This window comes from Streptomyces sp. SA15, from assembly GCF_002291145.1.
In the GTDB taxonomy this organism is placed as follows: domain Bacteria; phylum Actinomycetota; class Actinomycetes; order Streptomycetales; family Streptomycetaceae; genus Streptomyces.
Genome location: NZ_NTGE01000150.1, coordinates 167,165 through 186,881 on the forward strand (window position 1 = coordinate 167,165; position 19,717 = coordinate 186,881).

The 19,717-nt window shown below is 70.4% G+C and carries 19 protein-coding genes and 1 pseudogene; 8 read left to right on the forward strand and 12 right to left on the reverse strand.

Features of this window, described 5'->3' with window-relative positions; all coding sequences use genetic code 11:
* Positions 1–195 precede the first annotated feature (195 nt).
* The 3 genes from CLM62_RS34620 (at position 196) to CLM62_RS34630 (ending at position 1,484) form a co-directional block, all read left to right on the forward strand.
* Complete coding sequence (locus CLM62_RS34620) at positions 196–444, forward strand: hypothetical protein (protein WP_095753839.1); 249 nt, start codon at positions 196–198, stop codon at positions 442–444.
* Complete coding sequence (locus CLM62_RS34625) at positions 444–821, forward strand: fic family toxin-antitoxin system, toxin component (protein ID WP_095753840.1); 378 nt, start codon at positions 444–446, stop codon at positions 819–821. The genes CLM62_RS34620 and CLM62_RS34625 overlap by 1 nt, the downstream gene beginning before the upstream one ends.
* Before the next feature lie 471 nt (positions 822–1,292).
* On the forward strand, positions 1,293–1,484 hold the full coding sequence (locus CLM62_RS34630; RefSeq protein ID WP_095753841.1) for a hypothetical protein: 192 nt from the start codon (positions 1,293–1,295) through the stop codon (positions 1,482–1,484).
* Positions 1,485–1,503: 19 nt separating this feature from the next.
* Here the strand turns inward: CLM62_RS34630 and CLM62_RS34635 are convergent, their stop codons facing one another.
* A complete protein-coding gene (locus tag CLM62_RS34635; RefSeq protein ID WP_095753842.1) occupies positions 1,504–1,920 on the reverse strand; it encodes a hypothetical protein in 417 nt (138 codons plus the stop codon).
* Between the two features lie 148 nt (positions 1,921–2,068).
* Here CLM62_RS34635 and CLM62_RS34640 point away from each other — a divergent pair, with 148 nt between their 5' ends.
* On the forward strand, positions 2,069–2,578 hold the full coding sequence (locus CLM62_RS34640) for a SigE family RNA polymerase sigma factor (RefSeq protein ID WP_095753843.1): 510 nt from the start codon (positions 2,069–2,071) through the stop codon (positions 2,576–2,578).
* Positions 2,579–2,621: 43 nt separating this feature from the next.
* The gene (locus CLM62_RS34645) at positions 2,622–3,413 is read left to right on the forward strand and encodes a hypothetical protein (protein ID WP_095753844.1); all 792 of its coding nucleotides are present in this window, start codon (positions 2,622–2,624) and stop codon (positions 3,411–3,413) included.
* An 18-nt stretch (positions 3,414–3,431) separates the two neighbouring features.
* Here the strand turns inward: CLM62_RS34645 and CLM62_RS34650 are convergent, their stop codons facing one another.
* The 4 genes from CLM62_RS34650 to CLM62_RS34665 all read right to left on the reverse strand — a co-directional run bounded on the left by CLM62_RS34650 (position 3,432) and on the right by CLM62_RS34665 (position 9,018).
* A complete protein-coding gene (locus CLM62_RS34650; protein WP_095753845.1) occupies positions 3,432–4,745 on the reverse strand; it encodes an Nramp family divalent metal transporter in 1,314 nt (437 codons plus the stop codon).
* Positions 4,746–4,976: 231 nt separating this feature from the next.
* Positions 4,977–5,459, reverse strand: coding sequence for an ATP-binding protein (locus CLM62_RS34655; RefSeq protein WP_095753846.1), 483 nt, complete (start codon positions 5,457–5,459; stop codon positions 4,977–4,979).
* A gap of 59 nt (positions 5,460–5,518) precedes the next feature.
* On the reverse strand, positions 5,519–6,382 hold the full coding sequence (locus CLM62_RS34660; RefSeq protein ID WP_257004246.1) for an MEDS domain-containing protein: 864 nt from the start codon (positions 6,380–6,382) through the stop codon (positions 5,519–5,521).
* Between the two features lie 314 nt (positions 6,383–6,696).
* Positions 6,697–9,018: a LuxR C-terminal-related transcriptional regulator gene (locus tag CLM62_RS34665; RefSeq protein WP_095753848.1), complete on the reverse strand. Its 2,322-nt coding sequence runs from the start codon at positions 9,016–9,018 to the stop codon at positions 6,697–6,699.
* Positions 9,019–9,368: 350 nt separating this feature from the next.
* On the opposite strand from CLM62_RS34665, the gene CLM62_RS34670 reads away from it, so the two are divergent.
* A complete protein-coding gene (locus CLM62_RS34670) occupies positions 9,369–10,709 on the forward strand; it encodes a M14 family metallopeptidase (RefSeq protein WP_095753849.1) in 1,341 nt (446 codons plus the stop codon).
* Here the strand turns inward: CLM62_RS34670 and CLM62_RS34675 are convergent.
* From CLM62_RS34675 to CLM62_RS34695, 5 genes are all read right to left on the reverse strand, one after another.
* Entirely contained in the window at positions 10,706–11,191 is a 486-nt protein-coding gene (locus CLM62_RS34675) for a hypothetical protein (protein WP_095753850.1), read from the reverse strand. The genes CLM62_RS34670 and CLM62_RS34675 overlap by 4 nt on opposite strands.
* Positions 11,192–11,274: 83 nt before the next feature.
* Positions 11,275–12,750, reverse strand: a complete 1,476-nt coding sequence (locus CLM62_RS34680; RefSeq protein WP_095753851.1) for a GntP family permease — start codon at positions 12,748–12,750, stop codon at positions 11,275–11,277.
* Between the two features lie 110 nt (positions 12,751–12,860).
* Positions 12,861–13,271, reverse strand: coding sequence for a RidA family protein (locus CLM62_RS34685; protein WP_095753852.1), 411 nt, complete (start codon positions 13,269–13,271; stop codon positions 12,861–12,863).
* Positions 13,268–14,032: an IclR family transcriptional regulator gene (locus CLM62_RS34690; protein ID WP_095753853.1), complete on the reverse strand. Its 765-nt coding sequence runs from the start codon at positions 14,030–14,032 to the stop codon at positions 13,268–13,270. The genes CLM62_RS34685 and CLM62_RS34690 overlap by 4 nt, the downstream gene beginning before the upstream one ends.
* Positions 14,029–15,192 (reverse strand): sugar kinase, encoded by a 1,164-nt coding sequence (locus tag CLM62_RS34695; RefSeq protein WP_095753854.1) that lies wholly within the window; start codon positions 15,190–15,192, stop codon positions 14,029–14,031. Before CLM62_RS34695 ends, CLM62_RS34690 begins: the two co-directional genes overlap by 4 nt.
* A 138-nt stretch (positions 15,193–15,330) precedes the next feature.
* Here CLM62_RS34695 and CLM62_RS34700 point away from each other — a divergent pair, with 138 nt between their 5' ends.
* Entirely contained in the window at positions 15,331–16,596 is a 1,266-nt protein-coding gene (locus tag CLM62_RS34700; RefSeq protein WP_095753855.1) for an amino acid deaminase, read from the forward strand.
* A 45-nt stretch (positions 16,597–16,641) separates the two neighbouring features.
* A complete protein-coding gene (locus CLM62_RS34705) occupies positions 16,642–18,252 on the forward strand; it encodes an amidohydrolase family protein (protein ID WP_095753856.1) in 1,611 nt (536 codons plus the stop codon).
* A 19-nt stretch (positions 18,253–18,271) separates the two neighbouring features.
* Here the strand turns inward: CLM62_RS34705 and CLM62_RS34710 are convergent, their stop codons facing one another.
* Together CLM62_RS34710 and CLM62_RS50400 are read right to left on the reverse strand one after the other, a co-directional pair.
* Positions 18,272–19,156, reverse strand: coding sequence for a serine protease (locus CLM62_RS34710; protein WP_095753857.1), 885 nt, complete (start codon positions 19,154–19,156; stop codon positions 18,272–18,274).
* A gap of 142 nt (positions 19,157–19,298) precedes the next feature.
* Positions 19,299–19,717: pseudogene (locus CLM62_RS50400) on the reverse strand (hypothetical protein); the annotation flags it as partial.

Sequence of the window (19,717 nt, forward strand, 5' to 3'; positions counted from 1 at the left end):
TGACAGTCCGGCTGTCGCTGTGCTCCAGTGCGTTCGCGGCCAGCTCCGCGGTCATCGACTCCCGGTCGTCCGCCGGGCCCGCAGAGAGGCCCCAGTCCCACCGCTGAGATGGACACCCAGCGCGCCCGGTCCCCGGTGGAAGGCCCGTGCGCCCCCGGGCACCCGCAGGGCGGTAACGGATGTTACCATGCACGCATGGCAGCAAAGAAGCAAAAACAACTGGGCGCACGAGTGGATCAGGACGTCGCGGACCTCGCGAAGAAGCGCGCGGCGGACCTCGGCCTGAGTGTCGGCGACTACCTCGCCCGCCTTGTCCAGGACGACGCCAGTGGCCTGCGCGCCCACGCGGTAGAGGCCGCCGCTCGCTTCCTCGCCGAACACCAGGACGTCTTCGACGAGGCCGAGAACGCACAACAGACGTCCCCCGGAGCGCGCGCCGCCTGATGCAACTGCACATCGACGTCCCCTGGATCCTGCAGGTCGCCGAGGTGGCCGGAGCCAACGATCCCGCCCCCGACGACTACGGCGTCCCCGTCGCCGCCGTCGCACGCCACCAGGCTGAACTGCTGCAACGGGAGGTCTACGACGGCCCTTACGCCAAGGCCTCAGCCCTCGTGCACACCCTGGGCCGATGCCGCTGGCTGGAGCGTTCCAATCTGGCCGTCGCGGCCGCCACCGGCGTCATGTACCTGGAAGCCGCCGGCATCTCCGTCAAACCCACCCGCGACGACGCCATCGCCCTCAAAGACCTGCTCCTCGACCCAACTTGCACCGCAGAGAAGATCAACGCGCTGCTGCGCTCCTGGCCCCGGGCCAGCTGACGGGCACGCCCTGCCCGCCGGGCGGCGCGCCTTCGCGAGATGCTTCATCCAGCCAGCGTTCCAAGTCGGCTCGGCGGAGTTCCGAGATCGTCTGAGAATGAGGCGCCCCGAGTTTCATGCAGTCCGGTGATCTTGTTTCAGGCGGACTTCGGGGTGGCTTCCCGGTGCGCACCAGCGGGGCCGCCGGGCCCTTCTGTCCCACTCGGCGGCTGACGCAGACCGTGGTTTCGGGCAATTCAGGCACTCACCCAGTGATTGGCGGATCTGTTCCATCAGAGCAGTCACTTGACCTGGGCTTTCCCCTCGTGCGGGTGGAACAGATCTGCCAATTACCCCCGATCCATCCACGGGGCCGCCAGTGGAACTGCCGCAGATCCGCGCCCTCCCTCAGTGGGCGGTGTCGAGCTGCGGTACAGAGGACTCACGCGACTTCATCCGGGGCATCGCCAACAGCCTCTGAGGAGTAGTCCGATGGACGAGATCACCTGGGAAGAGCCCTTCTGCGGCGAGGGAGCCAGCTGCTTCCGCCTCGGCACCGACCCCCAAGGCAACGCCTACATCGCCATAGCCGGCGCCGAAGATGCCTACCTCACCGACTCCCGCGAAGCCCTCCGGACCATGATCCTCGACATCAAGGCCGGGAAGGCGGATCACCTGCTCTGATCTATCCCACCTATCCCTCCTATCCCATCGGCCGGTAGTACCCGAGCACCGCCGCCAGCTGCCCGAACCACTCCCCCAGCCGCTCCCGCGGTTTCGCCTCTACGACGCACTCGTACACCCTGCCGTCGAGGTGCACCACGGCCATCATGAGGGCCTTGCCCGACGGGCTCGCCTTGTAGTGGACGCTGCGGATCTCGGGCCAGGGGAATTCCGCGTCGAAGCCGTTGACCTCGAAGGTGACGCCCGTCGGGTCGACCACGATCGAGTTGTGGCGGTCCACCGCGAGGAACTCCGGGCCCGTGGCCACTGGTTGTGGCTGTGGCGGCGCGTACGCGTACTGCGGTGGCGGTGGGCCGAAGCCCTGAGGCGCGGGCGCGTACGGGGGCGGGGGCTGGGGGCCGTGGGGCTGCTGCGCGCCGTATGCAGCGTCGTTCATCGTGCGTCCGTTTCTCGCGCCTCGGTGGGTTCGGACGCAACCTACCCGCAGGGTGCCCCACTCGCTCTCAGCGGCCATGAAACATTTCTGCTGCCCCACCGCATCAATGAGGTGAGGGCAACGTAGGCGCACAGATCAGGGGGAGCAGATGAGACAGGTCCTTGCGGACCGGTACGCGGAGTTCGCCGCGGCGCGGGCCGGGCATCTGTACCGGTCCGCGTGTCTGCTCACCGCGGGGGACACCCATCTCGCCGAGGATCTGGTGCAGGAGACCCTCGGGCGGCTCTACATCAGCTGGCACCGGGTGACCCGGGCCGACAACCCCGCCGGGTACGCGCAGACCGTCCTCACTCGTACGTTCCTCGCCCATCAGCGGCGCCGCAGCAGCACCGAGCGTGCCACCGATGTGCTCCCCGACCGGCCGGACGGCGACCGTGACGACGTGTCGCTGAGGATGACCCTGCTGGAGGCGCTCGCCCGGCTGCCTGCCAAGGACCGGGCCGTGGTCGTTCTCCGCTACTGGGAGGACCGGTCCATCGAGGAGACCGCCGACGCGATGAACGCCAGTTCGGCCGCCGTGCGGACGCGGTGCACCCGTGCCCTCGGGCGGCTGCGGGAACTGCTCGGCGAGAACCTCAGCGAGTACGTCAGCCCCTGAAGCCCGAGTCCCACACCCACCCCTAACGGAAGCGGTGTTTGCCATGCCAGTAGAACAGCACAGCGACCCCTTCGAGGAGCGGCTCGGTGCCGCCCTGCGTCAGGTCGGTGGCACCTTCGATCCCAACTCCGCCGCACTCACCGCGGCCGGTCACGCCCGTGGCCGCAGGCTCCGGCTGCGGCGCCGGGCCGCCATCGTGGGCAGCACGGCCGGACTCGCGCTCGTCGGTGTGGGCGGGGCACTGCTCGCGCTGCCCGGCGGCGGCTCCCCCGACCCGGAACAGCGCTCCGTGGCCGCGGCGCCGACCGCCACCGCCGGCCCCACTGCCACGCCCGAGAAGCCGACTCCCGAGAAGCCGACGTCCGAGAAGCCGACGCCCTCCGCGCCGGAGGCGTCCGTTCCGGTGAGCGTCAACGGTGACGCCATCGGACAGACCCTCGCCGGCCTGCTGCCCGACGGCCTCGACGTGGTGGCCAGGGGCGGCCAGGAGACCGAGTTCGCCTATCTCGTCGTCGATGACGGCAAGGGCCGGAGCCTGGTCCAGATCAACGTCCAGCCCGGCATGTCGGACGTCGAGGGTCAGCTCTTCGGTGCCGACGCCGAGACCCTTGCCGACGGCACGAAGGTCACCATCAGTCAGAGGCCCGGCGAGAAGGGCGGCGCGGGGGTCGTCATGTGGACCGCCGACACCATCAGGACGGACGGCTTGCGTGTCCTGGTCAGCGCCTTCAACTCCGGCGCCCAGGACACCGCCGCGACCCGCGAGGCGCCCGCCCTGACGGTGGAACAGCTCAAGGAGATCGCCCTCAGCCCCAAGTGGCTCGCACTCGGGTGACCTTCACTCGCGTGACCTTCAGAAGAACTCCGCCCACGGCTGGTCCCAGATCTGCTTCACGCACAGCACCAGGAACAACAGGCCCGCGATGGCCAGCATCGCGTTGCTGAGCGGGCCGTTGCGCCACTGGCTCGGGGTGCGGGAGGTGTTCAGGAGCCAGATCAGGGTGCCGGCCAGGAAGGGCAGGAAGGCCGCGCCCAGCACGCCGTAGATGATGATCAGGCGGAACGGCTGGCCCTCGAAGAGCAGGATCATCGGCGGGAAGGTCAGCCAGAGCAGATACGCGCGGAAGGGCCAGGACCGCTCCCGCTCGCCCGAGGCGATCTCCTCGCCGCCAGCCGCCGTCTCCCGGGACCGGTAGCGCTCCACGAAGTCAGCGAACATCAGGCTCACGCCGTGCCAGACGCCGATCAGCGAGGTGAAGGAGGTGGCGAAGAAGCCGATCAGGAAGAACTTGGCCGTCGCCGTGCCGTACTTGTCCTCCAGGATGTCGCTGAGCTGGATGAGGCCCTTGTCGCCGCTCGCGATGGCGACGTTGGCCGAGTGCAGGAGCTCCGCGCCGACGAAGAGCATCGCGACGACGAAGATGCCGGTCGTGGCGTACGCGACGCGGTTGTCCAGGCGCATGACCTTCATCCAGCCGGTGTTGGTCCAGCCTTTGGCGTTGACCCAGTAGCCGTACGCGGCGAGGGTGATCGTGCCGCCGACGCCGCCGATCAGGCCGAGGGTGTTGAGGATCGAGTCCTTCTCGTCGGGGAGGACAGGCAGCAGGCCGGCGAAGGCATCGCCCAGATTGGGGGTGACCCGGATCGCCAGGTAGACCGTCACCACGAACATGACGCCCACCAGGACCGTCATGACCTTCTCGAAGACCGCGTACTTGTTGAACCAGACGAAGACCAGGCCGACCAGGCCGCACGCGATGCCCCACCACTTGAGGTCCATCACGTCCGGGAAGAGGGCTTGCAGGGGCAGCGCGCTCGACGACATCGCCGCCGCGCCGTAGACGAAGCCCCAGATCACGACGTAGACGGCGAAGAACCATGTCGTCCAGCGGCCGAGGCTGGCCCAGCCGTCGAAGAGGGTGCGGCCGGTGGACAGATGCCAGCGGCCCGCCGCCTCGGCGAGGGAGATCTTGACCAGGCAGCCGATGATGGCGGCCCACAGGAGGGTGTAGCCGAAGTTGCTGCCCGCGATGAGCGTGGCGACGAGGTCGCCGGCGCCGACGCCGGTCGCGGCGACGACGATTCCGGGGCCGATGTACTTCCAACTGGACTTGCGGGGCGTTGAGGTGACCGTCCCTGTTGCTGTGTTGTCCGTGGTGTCCGCCATGCAGGTCAAGAAAGCTCAAAGCGCTCAGGGGCACAAGAGGGCGTGCGCGATCTCCACTCGATGTGCTCACGCAGTCGAAACGAGGTCGAAATTCACTGGAACCGACTCGAACCCGCTCCAACCCCGCTCCAACTCCGCCCGAAGCCCGCTCGAAGCCCGCTCGAAGCCCGCTCGAACAGGAACGGGCCCCGGCGGCTGGGCGTGCCGCCAGGGCCCGGGGACTCCCGGGTACTACGGCTGCCGCCGACCGCAGCCGTCGGACCCGCAGGTGCCGAGCTCGAACCAGACGGTCTTGCCCGGACCGTCCTGGTGGCAGCCCCAGCGCCGGGCGAGCGCGTCCACCAGGAACATTCCCCGGCCGCTCTCCGAGGTGCCGGCCTCCAGCACCTGCGGGGTACGGCGGCCGGAGTCCGCGACCTCGCAGCGCAGCACCCCGTGTGCGGCGGTGAGGGTGAGGCGGAAGCGGCTCGCGGAGTGCAGCAGGGCGTTGGTGGCCAGTTCGCTGACGAGGAGTTCGGCCACCTCCGCCACGTCGTCCCGGTCGGTGAGGCCCCACGCCTCCAGCTGCCTGCGCACGTGCGCGCGGGCCTCGCGGACGGCGGCGGGGCGGGGGTCGTACTCGACGCTCAGATGGCCCGCTCCCAGGGGTGGCTGGGGGTACGGGCCGTACCGAGGGTCGGGGTCCGGGAGGGCACCCCCGGAGAGTTGCAGCATGTCTTCAGGGTGTCCTCCCCGGGTGTACGGCACACGGGGAGGACTACCCGAATCCTTACCTACGCGTACTGGATGCGGACCGTCGTGCCCTCGCCGTCCGCGCGGACGTCGACGTACGCGCAGACCTGCCGGGTGAACCACAGGCCCTGGTCGGGGGCGAGGTCGGTGGTGGGTGGGGGGACGAAGCCGGCCAGGGGGTCGTCGATGCGGCGGGGGGTGCGCAGTTCGCAGACGCAGGCCGGGGCCTTGCCCCAGAGAAGGGTGCCGGTGATGGGGGCGAGGTCGGTTGCGGCGGCGGTGACGGACTCGGTGAACAACTCCGCGTCTGCGGGGGCCAGTCCACGAGCCCGTGCCTGCTGTCGTACGGCGTCGGCGTCCGGGTGCGCGAGGGGGTGGGCGTCGGCGGGGGGCAGTGGCAGTGGTACGGCGTCCAGTTCGGCGGCGATGCGGGCGGGGGGCTCGTAGACGCCGGTGTCGGGGTGGGTGCGGCGGGCGGCTTCGACCAGGGCGTCACCGGCGGTGCGGGTGTCGTAGGCGCAGAGGGCGGTGGTTTTGAAGGGGGCGAAGAGGAGGTTGGCGAAGGCCTCGTAGCGGATCCATTCGGCGGTTTCGCGGGGGGAGCGGCCGGGGCGGCCGTTCCAGACCGGTTCCATGAGGAGGTGGATACGGCCGTGGGGGGCGGCGTGGGTGGTGAGGTAGGTGGCGGCTTGTGCGATGGCGTTGGCGGCGGAGCCGGTGTACCAGTCGGTGTGCGGGATGAGGGTGACGTTCTTGGCGTCCGTGGCGAGGGCGTCTTGTAGAAGGTTCAGTTTTTCGGGGGCTGCGATGGCTACGGGCGGGGGTTCGCCGGGGGTGGTGAGGGCTTCGGTGAGGAAGGGGAGGGCGGCGGCCAGGAAGTCGTCGTCTGTGCCGAATGCGGTCATGCGGTGGTTGAAGGTGCCTGTGCTGGGGGGCGGTTGGTGGGTCATGGGGTTCCCTCGGTGCTGTTGGGTTTTCGGTGCTCGGGGTGGGGGCCGGCCGGGGGTGGGTCGCGCAGCCCGGCGCGAGGTGACGGCGTCGGCTGGACGGCGTCACCAGGTGCCGGCTGGTGTCCGGTAGCCCGGCGTGGGGGCTGGGCGGGGGTGGGTCGCGCAACCCGGCGCTTACGGGGTGCCGCCTTCTGTGGGTCGGGAGCCGCCCCAGCGGCACGACTGCCCGCAGCTGGGCGGCGCGGCTGACCGCAACCCCGCAGGGGGTCTCAGCGCTGCGCTGTCACCCAGGCGGCGATCTGGCTGCGGTTGTTGAAGCCGAGTTTGCTGAGGATGCGTTCCACATGGCCTTCGGCGGTTCGGCGGGCGATCACCAGGCGGTCGGCGATCTGTTGGTTGGCGAGGCCCTCGGCGACGAGTTCGGCGACCTGGGCCTCGCGGCGGGTGAGGCGGATTTCTGGTTCGGCGGTCGCGGCGGGAGGGTGTTCGGGGTGGCCGGGTTCCTGGAGGGCGTAGCCGACGATCTCCGCGAGGCCGAGGGCGGCGCCGCGCTCGTAGGCCTGCGTGAACGCGGATCGTCCTACGGCGTCGAGGGCGCGGCGCTCGCTGTCCCGGCGGGTGGCGGCCAGGGTCTGGCAGCCCCAGCGGTTGCGGTCGACGGCGGTCCAGACGCGGTCGGCGCCGCCGAGGAGGACGGCGGCGCGTTCGTGGGCGCCGCCGTGTGTGGCGATGAGGGCGGTGAGGTCGAGAGTGAGGGCGATGCCGAGGACGTCGTTGAGGGCGAGTTTGAGGCGGAGGGCCTCGCGGACGTGGCGTTCGGCGCGTGGCCAGTCCTTCTTGACGGTGTGGGCGAGGGCGAGCATCCGCAGGACGTAGGAGCGCACCCATTCCTCGCCGTGCTCCTCGCAGAGGCTCAGGGCCTTCTCGCAGACCTCGACGGCCCGGTCGGCCTGGCCCATGAAGCCGAGGGCGCAGGCGAGTTCTACCTGGTCGAGGCCGACGAGGCTGAGGTGCTGCCCGGGGACGCGGCCGCGGGCGACGCCGGCCTCGAAGTGGGCGAGGGCGGCGGGGAGGTCGTCGGCGAAGAGGCGGATGACGCCGATGACGTAGTCGGCGTGGGCGGCCTCGGCGGCGTCGCCCAGGCGGCGGGCCAGCGCGCGGGCGTCCTCGGCGCGGCGCAGGCCCCGGGTCAGGTCCTCCGGGCAGCCGGCGAGGAGCCCGGCGACCCACAGGCCACGAGCACGCTCCCGGGTCGGCTCGGGGTTGGCGTCGAGGGCCCGGTCGAGCCAGTAACGGCCTTCCCGGGGGGCGCCGCAGGCGTGCCAGTAGAACCAGAGGGTGCCGGCGAGCCGGAGTCCGGCGAGTGCCTCGCCGGGGGCGGTGAGGCTGAAGTCCAGTGCCGCCCGCAGGTTGTCCAGGTCGGCGCGGAGGTGGGCGACGATGTCTCGCTGGCCCGGGCCGAACCAGGCGCGTTCGCAGGTGGTGGCGAGGGTCTGCATACGGTCCCGATGGCGGCGGCGGGCGGCCGGCTCCTCGCCCTCCAGCTGCCGCAGCTTGTCGAGTCCGTAGTGCCGCAGGGTGTCGAGGAGCCGGTAGCGGACGCCGTCGGGGCCGGACTCCCGGCACAGTACGGACTTGTCGACGAGCCCGGCGACGGCTTCGAGGACGTCGTACGGCCGGATCCGCTCGCCGTCGGAGCAGACCGCCTCGGCCGTCTCGAGGTCGAAACCGCCCGCCGCAACCGACAGCCGTGCCCACACCAACTGCTCCCGTTCGGTGCACAGTTCGTGGCTCCAGTCGACGGTGGCGCGCAGCGTCTGGTGGCGGGGCAGGACGGCGGGGCTGCCGGCGGAGAGGAGGCGGTAGCGGTCGTCGAGGCGGGCCAGGAGCTGTTCGACGCCGAGGACGCGCATGCGGACGGCGGCGAGTTCGATGGCGAGGGGGAGTCCGTCCAGGCGTCGGCACAGGCGGGCGACGGCGGCGCGGTTGTCCGCGGTGAGCCGGAAGCCGGGGACGACGGCGGCGGCGCGGTCGGCGAAGAGGGCGAGGGCCGGGTAGCCGGCTGCGGCGGAGAGGTCGCCGTCGGGGTCGGGGACCGGCAGCGGCCGTACGTCCAGCAGGTGTTCCTCGGTGAGGCCGAGGCGGTGGCGGCTGGTGGCGAGGATCCGGATGCCGGTGGTGCCGCGCAGCAGGGCGGCGGCGAGGTCGGTGCAGGCCGGCAGCAGGTGTTCGCAGTTGTCGACGACGAGGAGCAGGCGCCGGTCCCGTACCTGTTCGACCAGGGCGTCCAGCGGCGGCTGGGCGGAGTAGTCGTACAGACCGAGCGCGCCGGCGGCGGCGAGCGGCACGACCGCGGGGTCGCGCAGGCCGGCCAGGTGCAGGAAGCGCACGCCGTCCGGGAAGGCTCGTTCGACCCGGGCCGCGATACGGGCGGCGAGCCGTGTCTTGCCGACTCCGCCGGGCCCGGTCAGTGTGACCAGCCGCGCCCGGGTCAACAGCTCGCGGCCTTCGGCCTGTTCGCGGCGCCGGTCGACGAAGCTGGTCGTCTCGACCGGCAGGTGACAGTCCCGTCGTGGCGCTGATCCGCCCATGATCAGCCAGTCCTCTGGGGGTGGGGTGTCCGAGGAGCAGGAGGGTACGGCTCCCGTGCGCCGCCTGTGCGCGGTCCTCACTCTTCCTCTTGGCCTACATATATGCATGTACGGGTCACACCCGTGGGTGCACTTCGGGCCGGGGCCGTGTCGCACGGTGTCGATCCGCGTACACTGCGCTGTCGCCTCGGCGAACAGTTCTCGCCACCGCGTCTTTTCGCTCTTGACCTGCTCATGCCATGAGCAGACGATGAGCGGCACACCCGCACCAGCCCGTCGCTGAACCACCCCCCGCTCCACTCCCCCACTTCCTCCAGATCCCGGAATTCCTGGAGAAACTAGGAGACTTCATGCGACTTCGCATCCGAGGTTCGGGCGCCCGTGGCGGCAGACGCTACGCCGCTCTCGCCGCCCTCCTCGCGCTGGCCCTCGCGGCCCCCCTCTCCGCGAACGCCGACAGCGCCCAGAAACCGGCCCCGTCGGCGGACGACATCCGGCAGTACGAGGTCCACATGCACTCGGACTCCAAGTCTCGTACGGCACTTCAGCGGACCGGCGTGACCGTGGACGACGCCGACGACCACTCCGTCTTCATCTCCGGCCGCGCCGACCAGGTCAAGAAGCTGCGTCAACTCGGCTACGACGTCCAGCCGATGGGCGCCGTACCGGACCGGTCGAACGGCCAGGACGACGTACGGCTTCTGGACTTCCCCTCGGCCGACTCGCGCTACCACAACTACGCCGAGATGAACACGGAGATCGACCAGCGCCTCTCGGCGTACCCGAACATCATGAGCAAGCGCGTGATCGGGAAGTCGTACCAGGGCCGGGACATCGTCGCCATCAAGATCAGCGACAACGTGGCGACCGACGAGTCCGAGCCCGAGGTGCTCTTCACCCACCACCAGCACGCCCGTGAGCACCTGACCGTGGAGATGGCGCTGTACTTGATCCGCGAGCTCGGGGCGGGCTACGGCTCCGACTCCCGGGTCACCAGCATGGTGAACAACCGCGAGATCTGGATCGTGCCCGACCTCAACCCGGACGGCGGCGAGTACGACATCGCGACCGGGTCGTACCGCTCGTGGCGCAAGAACCGGCAGCCCAACTCCGGCTCGTCGTACGTCGGTACGGACATGAACCGCAACTGGAACTACCGGTGGGGGTGCTGCGGCGGGTCCTCGGGGTCGCCGTCGTCCGACACGTATCGGGGTCCTGCGGCCGAGTCGGCGCCGGAGGTCAAGGTGGTTGCGGACTTCGTGCGCAGTCGGGTCGTCGGCGGGGTTCAGCAGATCAAGGCGGGCATCGACTTCCACACGTACAGCGAGCTGGTGCTGTGGCCGTTCGGGTACACCACCGCGAACACGACGACGGGGATGACGGCGGACGATCGCAACGCCTTCGCGACCGTCGGGGGGAAGATGGCCGCGAGCAACGGCTATACGCCGGAGCAGTCGAGCGACCTGTACATCACCGACGGGTCGATCGATGACTGGCTGTGGGGGAATCAGAAGATCTTCGGGTACACGTTCGAGATGTATCCGTCGTCCAGCGCGGGAGGTGGGTTCTACCCGCCCGATGAGGTGATCGAGCGGGAGACCTCTCGTAACCGGGATGCGGTGTTGCAGTTGTTGGAGAACGCGGACTGTATGTACCGGTCCATCGGGAAAGAGACCCAGTACTGCAGCTAGTCGGCGTCTTCCTCGAAGTAGGCGTCCAGGACCGCGTCCAGCTGTGTGTCCCACTCCTGGAAGCGGCTCCTGGCCGTCGCCTCGATCTCGATCGGGTACCAGCGGCGGTCAGGGGTGTGCACCGTGATGGTGTACCGCTTGCCGAAGCGGGGGGACTCCGTCTCGATCGCGCCGATCTCGTCCCAGCGGAACTCGCACTGCTGGTCGTCCAGGGCGAGCCGTACGCCCTTGTGGTCGGCGACGATCTTCGCTCGACGGTCGGAGGCCTCGAAGACGGGGCCGTCGGAGGGCTCCTCCTCATCGGCGGGCGTCTCCTGCTCATCGGCCTCGGAATCCACCTCCTCCCGCTCGACGTCCTTCTCCTCGGCCGGTTTCGTGTCCTCCGGCTCCTCGGTCACGGGCGACGTGAGCCCGGGGACGAAAGCCGGGTCGAATCCGGCGCCCTCCAGGGGCTGGCTGCTCGAACCTATGCGCTGCTCCACACCGGGCAGTATGGTCGAAGATCCTGTGTGGGGCACAGCCAGCCCCTAGTTCGTTATCAGACGCCTACATGCGGTGCACGCGGCTACAGGAACAAGCTGAGCACCGCCGCCACCACGAACCCCACCACCGACAGCACCGTCTCCAGCACGGTCCAGGTCTTGAGGGTGTCCCGCTCGCTGATGCCGAAGTACTTCGCGACCATCCAGAAGCCGCCGTCGTTGACGTGCGAGGCGAAGATCGAGCCGGCCGAGATGGCCATGATGACCAGGGCGACGAAGGCCTGGGAGTGGTCGCCCTCGGCGAGGAGCGGGGCGACGATGCCCGCCGTCGTGACGATCGCGACCGTGGCCGAGCCCTGGGCGACCCGGAGGACGACCGAGATCAGGTAGGAGAGGACGATCACGGGGAGGCCGACGTCGTTGAAGGTGTCGGAGAGCGCCTGGGCGACGCCGCTGGCCTTGAGGACCGCGCCGAAGATGCCGCCCGCGCCGACGACCAGCAGGATGTTGCCGACCGGCTTCAGCGACGCCGTGGACACCGTCTCCAGGGACTTGCGGGACCAGCCGCGGCGCAGGCCCAGCAGGTAGTACGCCAGGAGCAGGGCGATCGTCAGGGCCACGAAGGGGTGGCCGAAGAACTCGATCACCGAGCGGGTGGTGGAGGGGTCGAGGCCGATCGAGGAGAAGGTGGCGGCGAGGATCAGGATCAGCGGCGTACCGATGATGCCGAGCACCGTGCCCAGCGGCACGGGCCGCTCCCGGGGCTCGACTCCGGCCTCCCGCTGCTCGTTGACGACGGCCAGTTTGGCCTCCTCCGCCGCCTCGACCATGTCCTGCGGTACGGCGACGAAGATGCGGCGGCCGATCCACGCCGAGAACGCCCAGGCGGCCAGCACGGCCGGGACGCCGCAGACGACGCCCATGAGGATGACCCAGCCGAGGTCCACGTGGAGCAGGCCGGCCGCGGCGACCGGGCCCGGGTGCGGGGGGAGAAAGGCGTGGGTCATGGAGAGGCCGGCGAGCAGGGGCAGGCAGTACAGCAGGATCGACTTGCCGGAGCGCTTGGCGGCGGCGTAGACGATCGGCGCCAGGACGAAGATGCCCACGTCGAAGAAGACCGGGATGCCGAAAATGAGGCCGGTCATGCCCATCGCGAGCGGGGCCCGCTTCTCACCGAAGAGGTTCAACAACCGGGACGCCAACACCTCCGCCCCGCCGCTGACTTCAAGGATCGCGCCGAGCATCGTGCCCAGGCCGATGATGATGGCGACGTGGCCGAGGATGCCGCCCATGCCGGACTCGATGGTGGACACGGCGTCCGAGCGCTGGACCGTGCCGAAGAGTTCGGTGACCGACAGGCCGGCGAGCAGGCCGACGGCTATGGAGACGGCGAGGAGGGCGACGAAGGGCTGGAGTCGCGCCTTGATGATGAGGAAGAGGAGCAGGGCGATGCCGAGGGCGGCGACCGTCAGGAGGCCTGCGGTGCCGTCTATGAGGAGGAGCAGGCCTCCGGTGTGGGGTGGGGGTTCGGGGGTGGACGCCGCGAGCGGATAGGACATTGGGGGGTCCTCTACGTAAGCGCATACAGCTTTCGGGCAGGGGGGATCGCGGCACGGCACCTCGAGAGGTGCCGCACCGGTTACGGCGTGCGGGAGTTGAGGGGGGAGCGTCAGCCGAGGACGGCGAGCGCGTCGATCTCGATGAGGAGTCCGGCGGGGAGGCCGACGTAGACGGTCGTACGGGCGGACGGAGGCGCCGTGAGGGCCTGCTCCTCGAAGTAAGTGTTGTAGATGGCGTTCATCTCGGCGAAGTGGTCCACGTCCGTCAGATAGACGCGGATCATCATCACGTCGTCCCAGCTCGCGCCGCCCTCCTCCAGGATCGCCTTGACGTTGGCGAGGGTCTGGAGGGTCTGCTCGCGCAGGGTCGGGCCGGCGGGCGTCGGGGGCTCGCCCTCCTCTGCGGGGAGGAAACCGACCTGACCGGCGACTTGGAGGATGTTCCCCTTCCTCACGCCGTGGGAGAACTTCGCGGGCGGGGTGGTGTGCGTCTTCGGGGTGAGGGCGATCTTCTCGGTCATGAGGTGGCTTCCTTGACGGGAGTCTTGCCGGAGTACTCGCCGCTGATCGTGTCCGCGGTACGGCGGACCAGCGGCAGCAGGGTGAGGAGTTCGTCGGCGGTGACGACGACGTTGGGGGCGGAGACCGACATCGCGGCGACGACCCGGCCGTCGGCGCCGCGGATCGGTGCGGCGACGCAGTTGATGGACTCCTCGTGGCCACCGAGGTCGGTGGCCCAGCCCTGTTCGCGGACCTTTTCCAATTCCCTCAGGAAAGCAGGGGCGTTGGGCGTCGAACGGGCCGTGTACATGGGGTAGTCGAGCTTGTCGGCGAGGGCGCGGCGCTCGGGTTCGGGCAGATCGGCGAGGAGGAGCTTCGCGACGGCGGCGACGGTGATGGCGACGGGCTTGCCGATCCGCGAGTACATCCGTACGGGGTAGCGGCTCTCCACCTTGTCGATGTAGAGGACCTCGTCCTCCTCGTAGACGGCGAGGTGGACGGTGTGTCCGCACTGCTCGTTGAGGCGTACGAGGTGGGGGTGGGCGATCTCGCGGATGTCGAGGTTCTCCATGGCCTCCTGGGCGAGCGCGATGAGGCGGGCGCCGAGGCGGTAGCGCTGGTCGGACTGGCGGTAGACCATGCCGTGCTCGTGGAGTGTGCGGAGGAGGCGGAGGGCGGTGGATTTGTGCACGCCGAGGCGGTCGGCGACCTGTCCGAGGTCGGCGGGGCCCTCGGCGAGCAGCGGCAGGATGCTCAGCGCGCGGTCGACGGTCTGGCTCATGGGATGCGTACCTCCTCGTCGGCCCGGCCTGCTGTCTGTGTCCAGCCGGGGCCGAGTCGAAGTCTCCCCCACGCGGTGTCGTCGAGGGCGGCCAGGCGGTCGGCGTGGGCTCGGGTGGGGGGTGGGGCGAGGTCGCCGGGGGTGGTGAGGGTGGCGGCGGCCCAGAGGTGGGCGTGGCGGATTCTGTCTTTCACGGGAAGGCCGCGGAGGCCGGCTGAGAGGAAGCCGGCGGCGAAGGCGTCGCCGGCGCCGACCGCTGCGACTACGTCGACTTGGGGGGCGGGCACGAAGATGGGCGTTGGCTGTGCGGCGCCCCGCGCTGGTGCCGGCCGGGGGCGGGTAGCGCGGCCCGGCGCTGACGGGGTGCCGTCTCTCTTCGGGTCGGGAGCCGCCCCAGCGGCACGACTGTCCGCAGCTGGGCGGGTAAACACTGTCGCTCCCCGCGCGCCCCGCTTCACCACCACCACGAACGGTTCCGGCAGCACTTCCCGGATCGTCTCCGGCCCACCCGTAACCCCCCAAGCCTCCTCGGCCTCGTCCTCCCCCACGAACACGATGTCGGCCCCGCGTGCCAGTTCCAGCAGTACCCGGGGCCCGTCGGCGTCCTGCCACAAACCAGGCCTGTGGTTCACGTCGAACGAGACGAGTGGGCGGCCTTCCCTGGGAGCCGTCAGCTCACGCAGGAGGTCCAGGCAGTCACCGGACAGTGCCGCCGTGATCCCGGAAAGGTGCAGCACCCGCCCCGCCCGCACCGCCCCCAGGTCCACGTTCTTCACGGACATCGCCGACGCCGCCGACCCCGCCCGGTAGTACGCCACCTCGTGCGCGTCCGTCGCCCTGTCTCCCGCCGTACGGAAGTACACCCCCGTCGGGCGCGCCGGATCCCGTCGGACGGACGCGACGTCGACGCCGTAGGAACTGATCGCCTCGACCAGGTGGGCGCCGAACCCGTCCGCGCCGACCCGGCTGACCCACCTCACCGCATGCCCGGCGGCAGCCAACCCGCACGCCACGTTCGACTCCGCACCCCCGATGCCCCGTTCGAAGGACGGCACGTCGGCGAGGCGGCCCGGGCGGGAGGGCAGGAACGTGACCATGGACTCGCCGAGCGCGACGACGTCCACGACGTCGGGGGCGTTGCAGGGTCCCGTGGGGGTCACGATGGTCGTAGCTCCTCGTCTTCGCGCGGGTCGCGGCGGCTCCGTTGACCCCGCGTTGGGCGAGATGTTAGACAGCAGTAAGCGATATACGCAATGGGCGTTGCAAGTAGCGCAACGCGTCGCGATCAGGGAGGCTCCATGGCCGTCGAAGCGCTCGCCCGCCTCGCAGAGGAACGCCTCGACCACCGCTTCAAGGGCCTCCCGCCGGACGCCGACGGCCTCACCGTCGGCGAGCTGGCCGCCCAGCGCCGCAACCTCTTCACCGGCGGCTTCGCCACCCCCGTGCTCGCCCTCTCCGCCGAGCGCCTGGAGCACAACCTGAAGCTCATGGAGACGTACGCGGCCCGCCACGGCCTCGCCTTCGCCCCGCACGGCAAGACCTCCATGGCACCCCAGCTCTTCCGGCGCCAGATCGAGCACGGCGCGTGGGGCATCACGCTCGCGGTGCCCCATCAGGTACGGGTGGCCCGGGCCTTCGGCATCCAACGCGTCTTCCTCGCCAATGAACTCGTCGACCCGGCCGCCCTGCGCTGGATCTCCGGCCGGCTCGACACCGACGACGACTTCCGTCTCGTCTGTTACGTCGACTCCGTACGCGGAGTCGAGCTGATGGACGCGGCCCTCCGCGGCGCCCGCCGCCCCCTCGACGTCGTCGTCGAGCTCGCCGCCGGTGAGGGCGCCCGCACCGGGGTCCGTACGGAGGCGGAGTGCGCGGCGGTCGCGGATGCCGTGGCGGGGACGGAGACCCTACGACTCGTCGGCGTCGCCGGTTACGAAGGCGAGGTCCCGCAGGCGGACCCCGCGCGGGTGCACGCCTGGCTGCGGCGGCTGGTCGCGCTGGCCGTCGACTTCGACAAGACCGGCCGTTTCTCCTCGACGGACGAGATCGTCGTCAGCGCCGGCGGCAGCGCCTGGTTCGACGCGGTCGCCGACGTCTTCTCCGAGATTCCCGAACTCTCCTCCCCCGTACTGAAGTTGCTCCGCTCCGGCGCGTACGTCTCGCACGACGACGGCCACTACCGCAAGATCACCCCCTTCAACCGCGTTCCCGAGGAGGGCGCCCTGGAGCCCGCCTTCCGCCTCTGGACGCAGGTGGTGTCCCGGCCCTCCGCCGAGCAGGCCTTCGCGAACGCCGGCAAGCGCGACGCGGCGTACGACCTCGACCTGCCCTTCGCTCAGGTCGTACGGCGGGACGGCACCGAACGCCCGGCGACCGGCATCGAGGTGACCGGCCTGTCCGACCAGCACGCCTGGCTGCGGACGGCCCCGGACGCGGACCTCGAAGTCGGCGACTGGGTCGGACTCGGCCTCTCCCACCCCTGCACGTCCTTCGACAAGTGGCAGCTCATCCCGGTCGCCGAGGCGGACGGCACGGTCGTCGACTACATCCGTACGTTCTTCTAAGAGAGCCGTAGAGAGCAGTAGAGAGCTCTGGAGAGAGGGCCGGTCATGGAAGAGCTCGTCATCCGGGACGCGGACGTCGTCGACGGCTCCGGCGGTCCGTCGTACCGCGCCGATGTGGTCGTGGACGGCGGCCGGATCGTGGGAATCGTCCAGGAGGCCGCGGCTGCGGGCTGTCAACGTCCCGGCGCTCGTCGGGAGTTGGATGCGGAGGGGCTCGTCCTCTCCCCCGGCTTCATCGACATGCACGCCCACAGCGATCTGGCCCTCCTGCGCGACCCCGACCACACCGCCAAGGTCGCGCAGGGCGTCACCCTGGAGGTCATCGGCCAGGACGGGCTGTCGTACGCGCCGGTCGACGACCGTACGCTCGCCGAGGTGCGCCGCGCGATCACCGGCTGGAACGGGTTCGGCGACGACATCGACTTCGACTGGCGGTCGGTGGGCGAGTACCTGGACCGGCTGGATCGCGGGATCGCCGTGAACGCGGCCTATCTCATCCCCCAGGGCACGGTCCGCGCCCTCGCCGTCGGGTGGGAGGACCGTGAGGCCACGCCCGAAGAGCTGGACCACATGCGGCGGTTGGTCGCCGAGGGCATGGAGCAGGGCGCGGTCGGCATGTCGTCCGGGCTGACCTACACGCCCGGCATGTACGCCAAGGACGCCGAACTGACCGAGCTGTGCCGGGTGGTGGCGGAGTACGGGGGCTACTACTGCCCCCATCACCGCTCGTACGGGGCGGGCGCCCTGGAGGCGTACGAGGAGATGGTCGCCCTGACCCGGGAGGCTGGCTGCCCGCTCCACCTGGCGCACGCCACCATGAACTTCGGCGTGAACAAGGGCCGCGCGCCCGAGCTGCTGTCCCTGCTGGACGAGGCGCTGGCCGCAGGAGCCGACATCAGCCTCGACACGTACCCCTACACACCCGGCTCCACCACGCTGGCCGCGCTGCTGCCGAGCTGGGCGAGCGAGGGCGGCCAGGAGGAGATCCTCAAGCGGCTGACGGACGAGGAGACGGCCGCCCGCATCCGCCACCACCTGGAGGTCGTGGGCGCGGACGGCTGCCACGGCGTGCCCGTCGAGTGGGACACGATCGAGATCTCGGGCGTGACGAATCAGGCTCTGGCGGACCATGTCGGCCGTACGGTCGAGGAGTCGGCGAAGCGGCTCGGTGAGGCACCTTGGGTCACCGCCCGCCGCCTGCTGCTGGAGGACCGGCTCGGCTCGACGATCCTCCAGCACGTCGGCCACGAGGAGAACGTCCGCGCGATCATGCGCCACCGCGTCCACACGGGCGGCTCCGACGGCATCCTCCAGGGCGCCAAGCCGCACCCTCGGGCGTACGGCACCTTCCCCCGCTATCTCGGCCGGTACGTACGGGAGTTGGGCGCGCTGTCGCTGGAGGAGTGCGTCGCCCACCTCACCGCGCGCCCGGCGGCCCGGCTGCGGCTGCCGGACCGCGGGCTGGTCCGCGAGGGGTACCGGGCCGACCTGGTCCTCTTCGACCCGGCGACGGTCGCGGCGGGGTCCACCTTCGAGGAGCCGCGCACACTGCCGACGGGCATCCCGTACGTCCTCATCGACGGCCGGTTCGTGATCGAGGACGGGCTGCGGACGGACGTACTGGCGGGGCGGGCGGTGCGCCGGACTCCCGTATGACCGCCCGCCGTTCAGGGAACTACGGCTTGGGCAGGGTGCACCCGCTGCGGCTGAGGTCCAGCTTGTTGTCCAGGCCGAAGCAGGCCGGGATCTGGTAGGTCTCCTGGGCGTAGTTGATGCCCTGGCGGACGGTGACGGTGCCGTTCGCGTCGACCTCGCACGGGTTGTTCACCGTGCAGGACTCGCCGTCCTCGTTGCCGGTGTTGTTGACGGCGACGACCCTGCCGGTGGCCTGGTCGATGACCGGGGAGCCGGAGGTGCCGCCGATGGTCTGGCAGGCGGAGGTGTAGCGGACCGAGTCCTTCCAGGTCCAGCTGCCCTCCTTCATGCGGTACACGAACCCGTCGATGTTGCAGTTGTACAGCCGCTTCCAGTAGCCGGAGGCGACCGTGATGGGGGTGCCGGCCACCGGGTGGGTGTCGTCGAGGGTGAGCGCGGTGATGCCGTACGAGCTCTTGATCTGCGCGTAGGTGGTGGTCAGCTGGTACAGCGCGACGTCCGTGTCGGTCATCGTCGCGTAGGCGATCTTGCTGGCGCGCAGGGTGGCGATCCGGGTGCCCGCGGAGTTGAGCAGGCCGAAGGTGCGGCTGGAGGCGCGGTCGACGATGACCTGGCCGGCCGCCGGGAAGCCGGACTCCAGGCAGTGGCCGTTGGACATGACCATCGCAGGGTCGTTGTCCTCCGAGCCCGGGAAGCGGATCACGGAGCCGGAGCAGTTGCTGAGCGAAACGGTGCCGGCGAAGGTGACGGCCTGGACGGCGGGGGCGGGGGCGGCGGCGGCTTCCTCAGCGGGGGCGGGTGCGGAAGCGGGTGCGGGTGCGGGAGCGGGTGCCGCGACCGCCGGTGCCGCGCCGGCCCCGGCGATCACCAGGGCGAAGAGCGCGGCGACGAGAGGTTTTCTCATGTGGGGGTCCCCTCTGTACGACGAGGGTGACCGGAGATCTTCCAGCCACCCGCAGTTTTGTCATGCGCATTGTCAGATGAGGGGCGCGTAGGGGCAAGGAGTTGTTTCAGGCCGGGAGTTGGCGGGTTCTCGCGGGGCGGGACTACCTGGGCTTCTTCGTGGCGCCCGGTCCCCGCCCCTTGCCGTTGGAGTTGCCCGGGGCCAAGCCGCCCGACGCGGAGGCGGTGGGGGTGGGGGTGGGGGTGGTCGTGCCGGCCGGATCCGTGGACGACGCGGCCGGAGGCTCCCCGGACCCCTTCTCGTCCGGCGAGGCGGCGCCCTTCGAGGTGTCCGCTCCGGTGGACGCCGTGCCGTCCAGCCCCGCGGCGTCCGGGGCACCGGAAGACCCCGGTCCGCCCGAGGACGAGGAGCCGGCCGGGCCGGTGGACTCGTTCGGCGCCGTCCGCGTGCCGCCCTCCTTGCCCTGCGGGCCGTCCGAGGAGGGCCCCGAGAACGAGAACCCGGCGATCAGCGCCGCCAGGGACACCGCGCCCGCCGCACCGGCGGCGACCACCACGCGGC

Bases quoted from the DNA above. Each gene is read 5' to 3' on its own strand.
- CLM62_RS34645 (WP_095753844.1), top strand. From the start codon at position 2,622: ATGCCAGTAGAACAGCACAGCGACCCCTTCGAGGAGCGGCTCGGTGCC.
- CLM62_RS34650 (WP_095753845.1), bottom strand. From the start codon at position 4,745: ATGGCGGACACCACGGACAACACAGCAACAGGGACGGTCACCTCAACG.
- CLM62_RS34705 (WP_095753856.1), top strand. From the start codon at position 16,642: ATGGAAGAGCTCGTCATCCGGGACGCGGACGTCGTCGACGGCTCCGGC.
- CLM62_RS34670 (WP_095753849.1), top strand. From the start codon at position 9,369: ATGCGACTTCGCATCCGAGGTTCGGGCGCCCGTGGCGGCAGACGCTAC.
- CLM62_RS34685 (WP_095753852.1), bottom strand. From the start codon at position 13,271: ATGACCGAGAAGATCGCCCTCACCCCGAAGACGCACACCACCCCGCCC.
- CLM62_RS34635 (WP_095753842.1), bottom strand. From the start codon at position 1,920: ATGAACGACGCTGCATACGGCGCGCAGCAGCCCCACGGCCCCCAGCCC.
- CLM62_RS34625 (WP_095753840.1), top strand. From the start codon at position 444: ATGCAACTGCACATCGACGTCCCCTGGATCCTGCAGGTCGCCGAGGTG.
- CLM62_RS34700 (WP_095753855.1), top strand. From the start codon at position 15,331: ATGGCCGTCGAAGCGCTCGCCCGCCTCGCAGAGGAACGCCTCGACCAC.
- CLM62_RS34640 (WP_095753843.1), top strand. From the start codon at position 2,069: ATGAGACAGGTCCTTGCGGACCGGTACGCGGAGTTCGCCGCGGCGCGG.
- CLM62_RS34620 (WP_095753839.1), top strand. From the start codon at position 196: ATGGCAGCAAAGAAGCAAAAACAACTGGGCGCACGAGTGGATCAGGAC.
- CLM62_RS34710 (WP_095753857.1), bottom strand. From the start codon at position 19,156: ATGAGAAAACCTCTCGTCGCCGCGCTCTTCGCCCTGGTGATCGCCGGG.
- CLM62_RS34655 (WP_095753846.1), bottom strand. From the start codon at position 5,459: ATGCTGCAACTCTCCGGGGGTGCCCTCCCGGACCCCGACCCTCGGTAC.
- CLM62_RS34630 (WP_095753841.1), top strand. From the start codon at position 1,293: ATGGACGAGATCACCTGGGAAGAGCCCTTCTGCGGCGAGGGAGCCAGC.
- CLM62_RS34665 (WP_095753848.1), bottom strand. From the start codon at position 9,018: ATGGGCGGATCAGCGCCACGACGGGACTGTCACCTGCCGGTCGAGACG.
- CLM62_RS34660 (WP_257004246.1), bottom strand. From the start codon at position 6,382: ATGACCGCATTCGGCACAGACGACGACTTCCTGGCCGCCGCCCTCCCC.
- CLM62_RS34680 (WP_095753851.1), bottom strand. From the start codon at position 12,750: ATGTCCTATCCGCTCGCGGCGTCCACCCCCGAACCCCCACCCCACACC.
- CLM62_RS34690 (WP_095753853.1), bottom strand. From the start codon at position 14,032: ATGAGCCAGACCGTCGACCGCGCGCTGAGCATCCTGCCGCTGCTCGCC.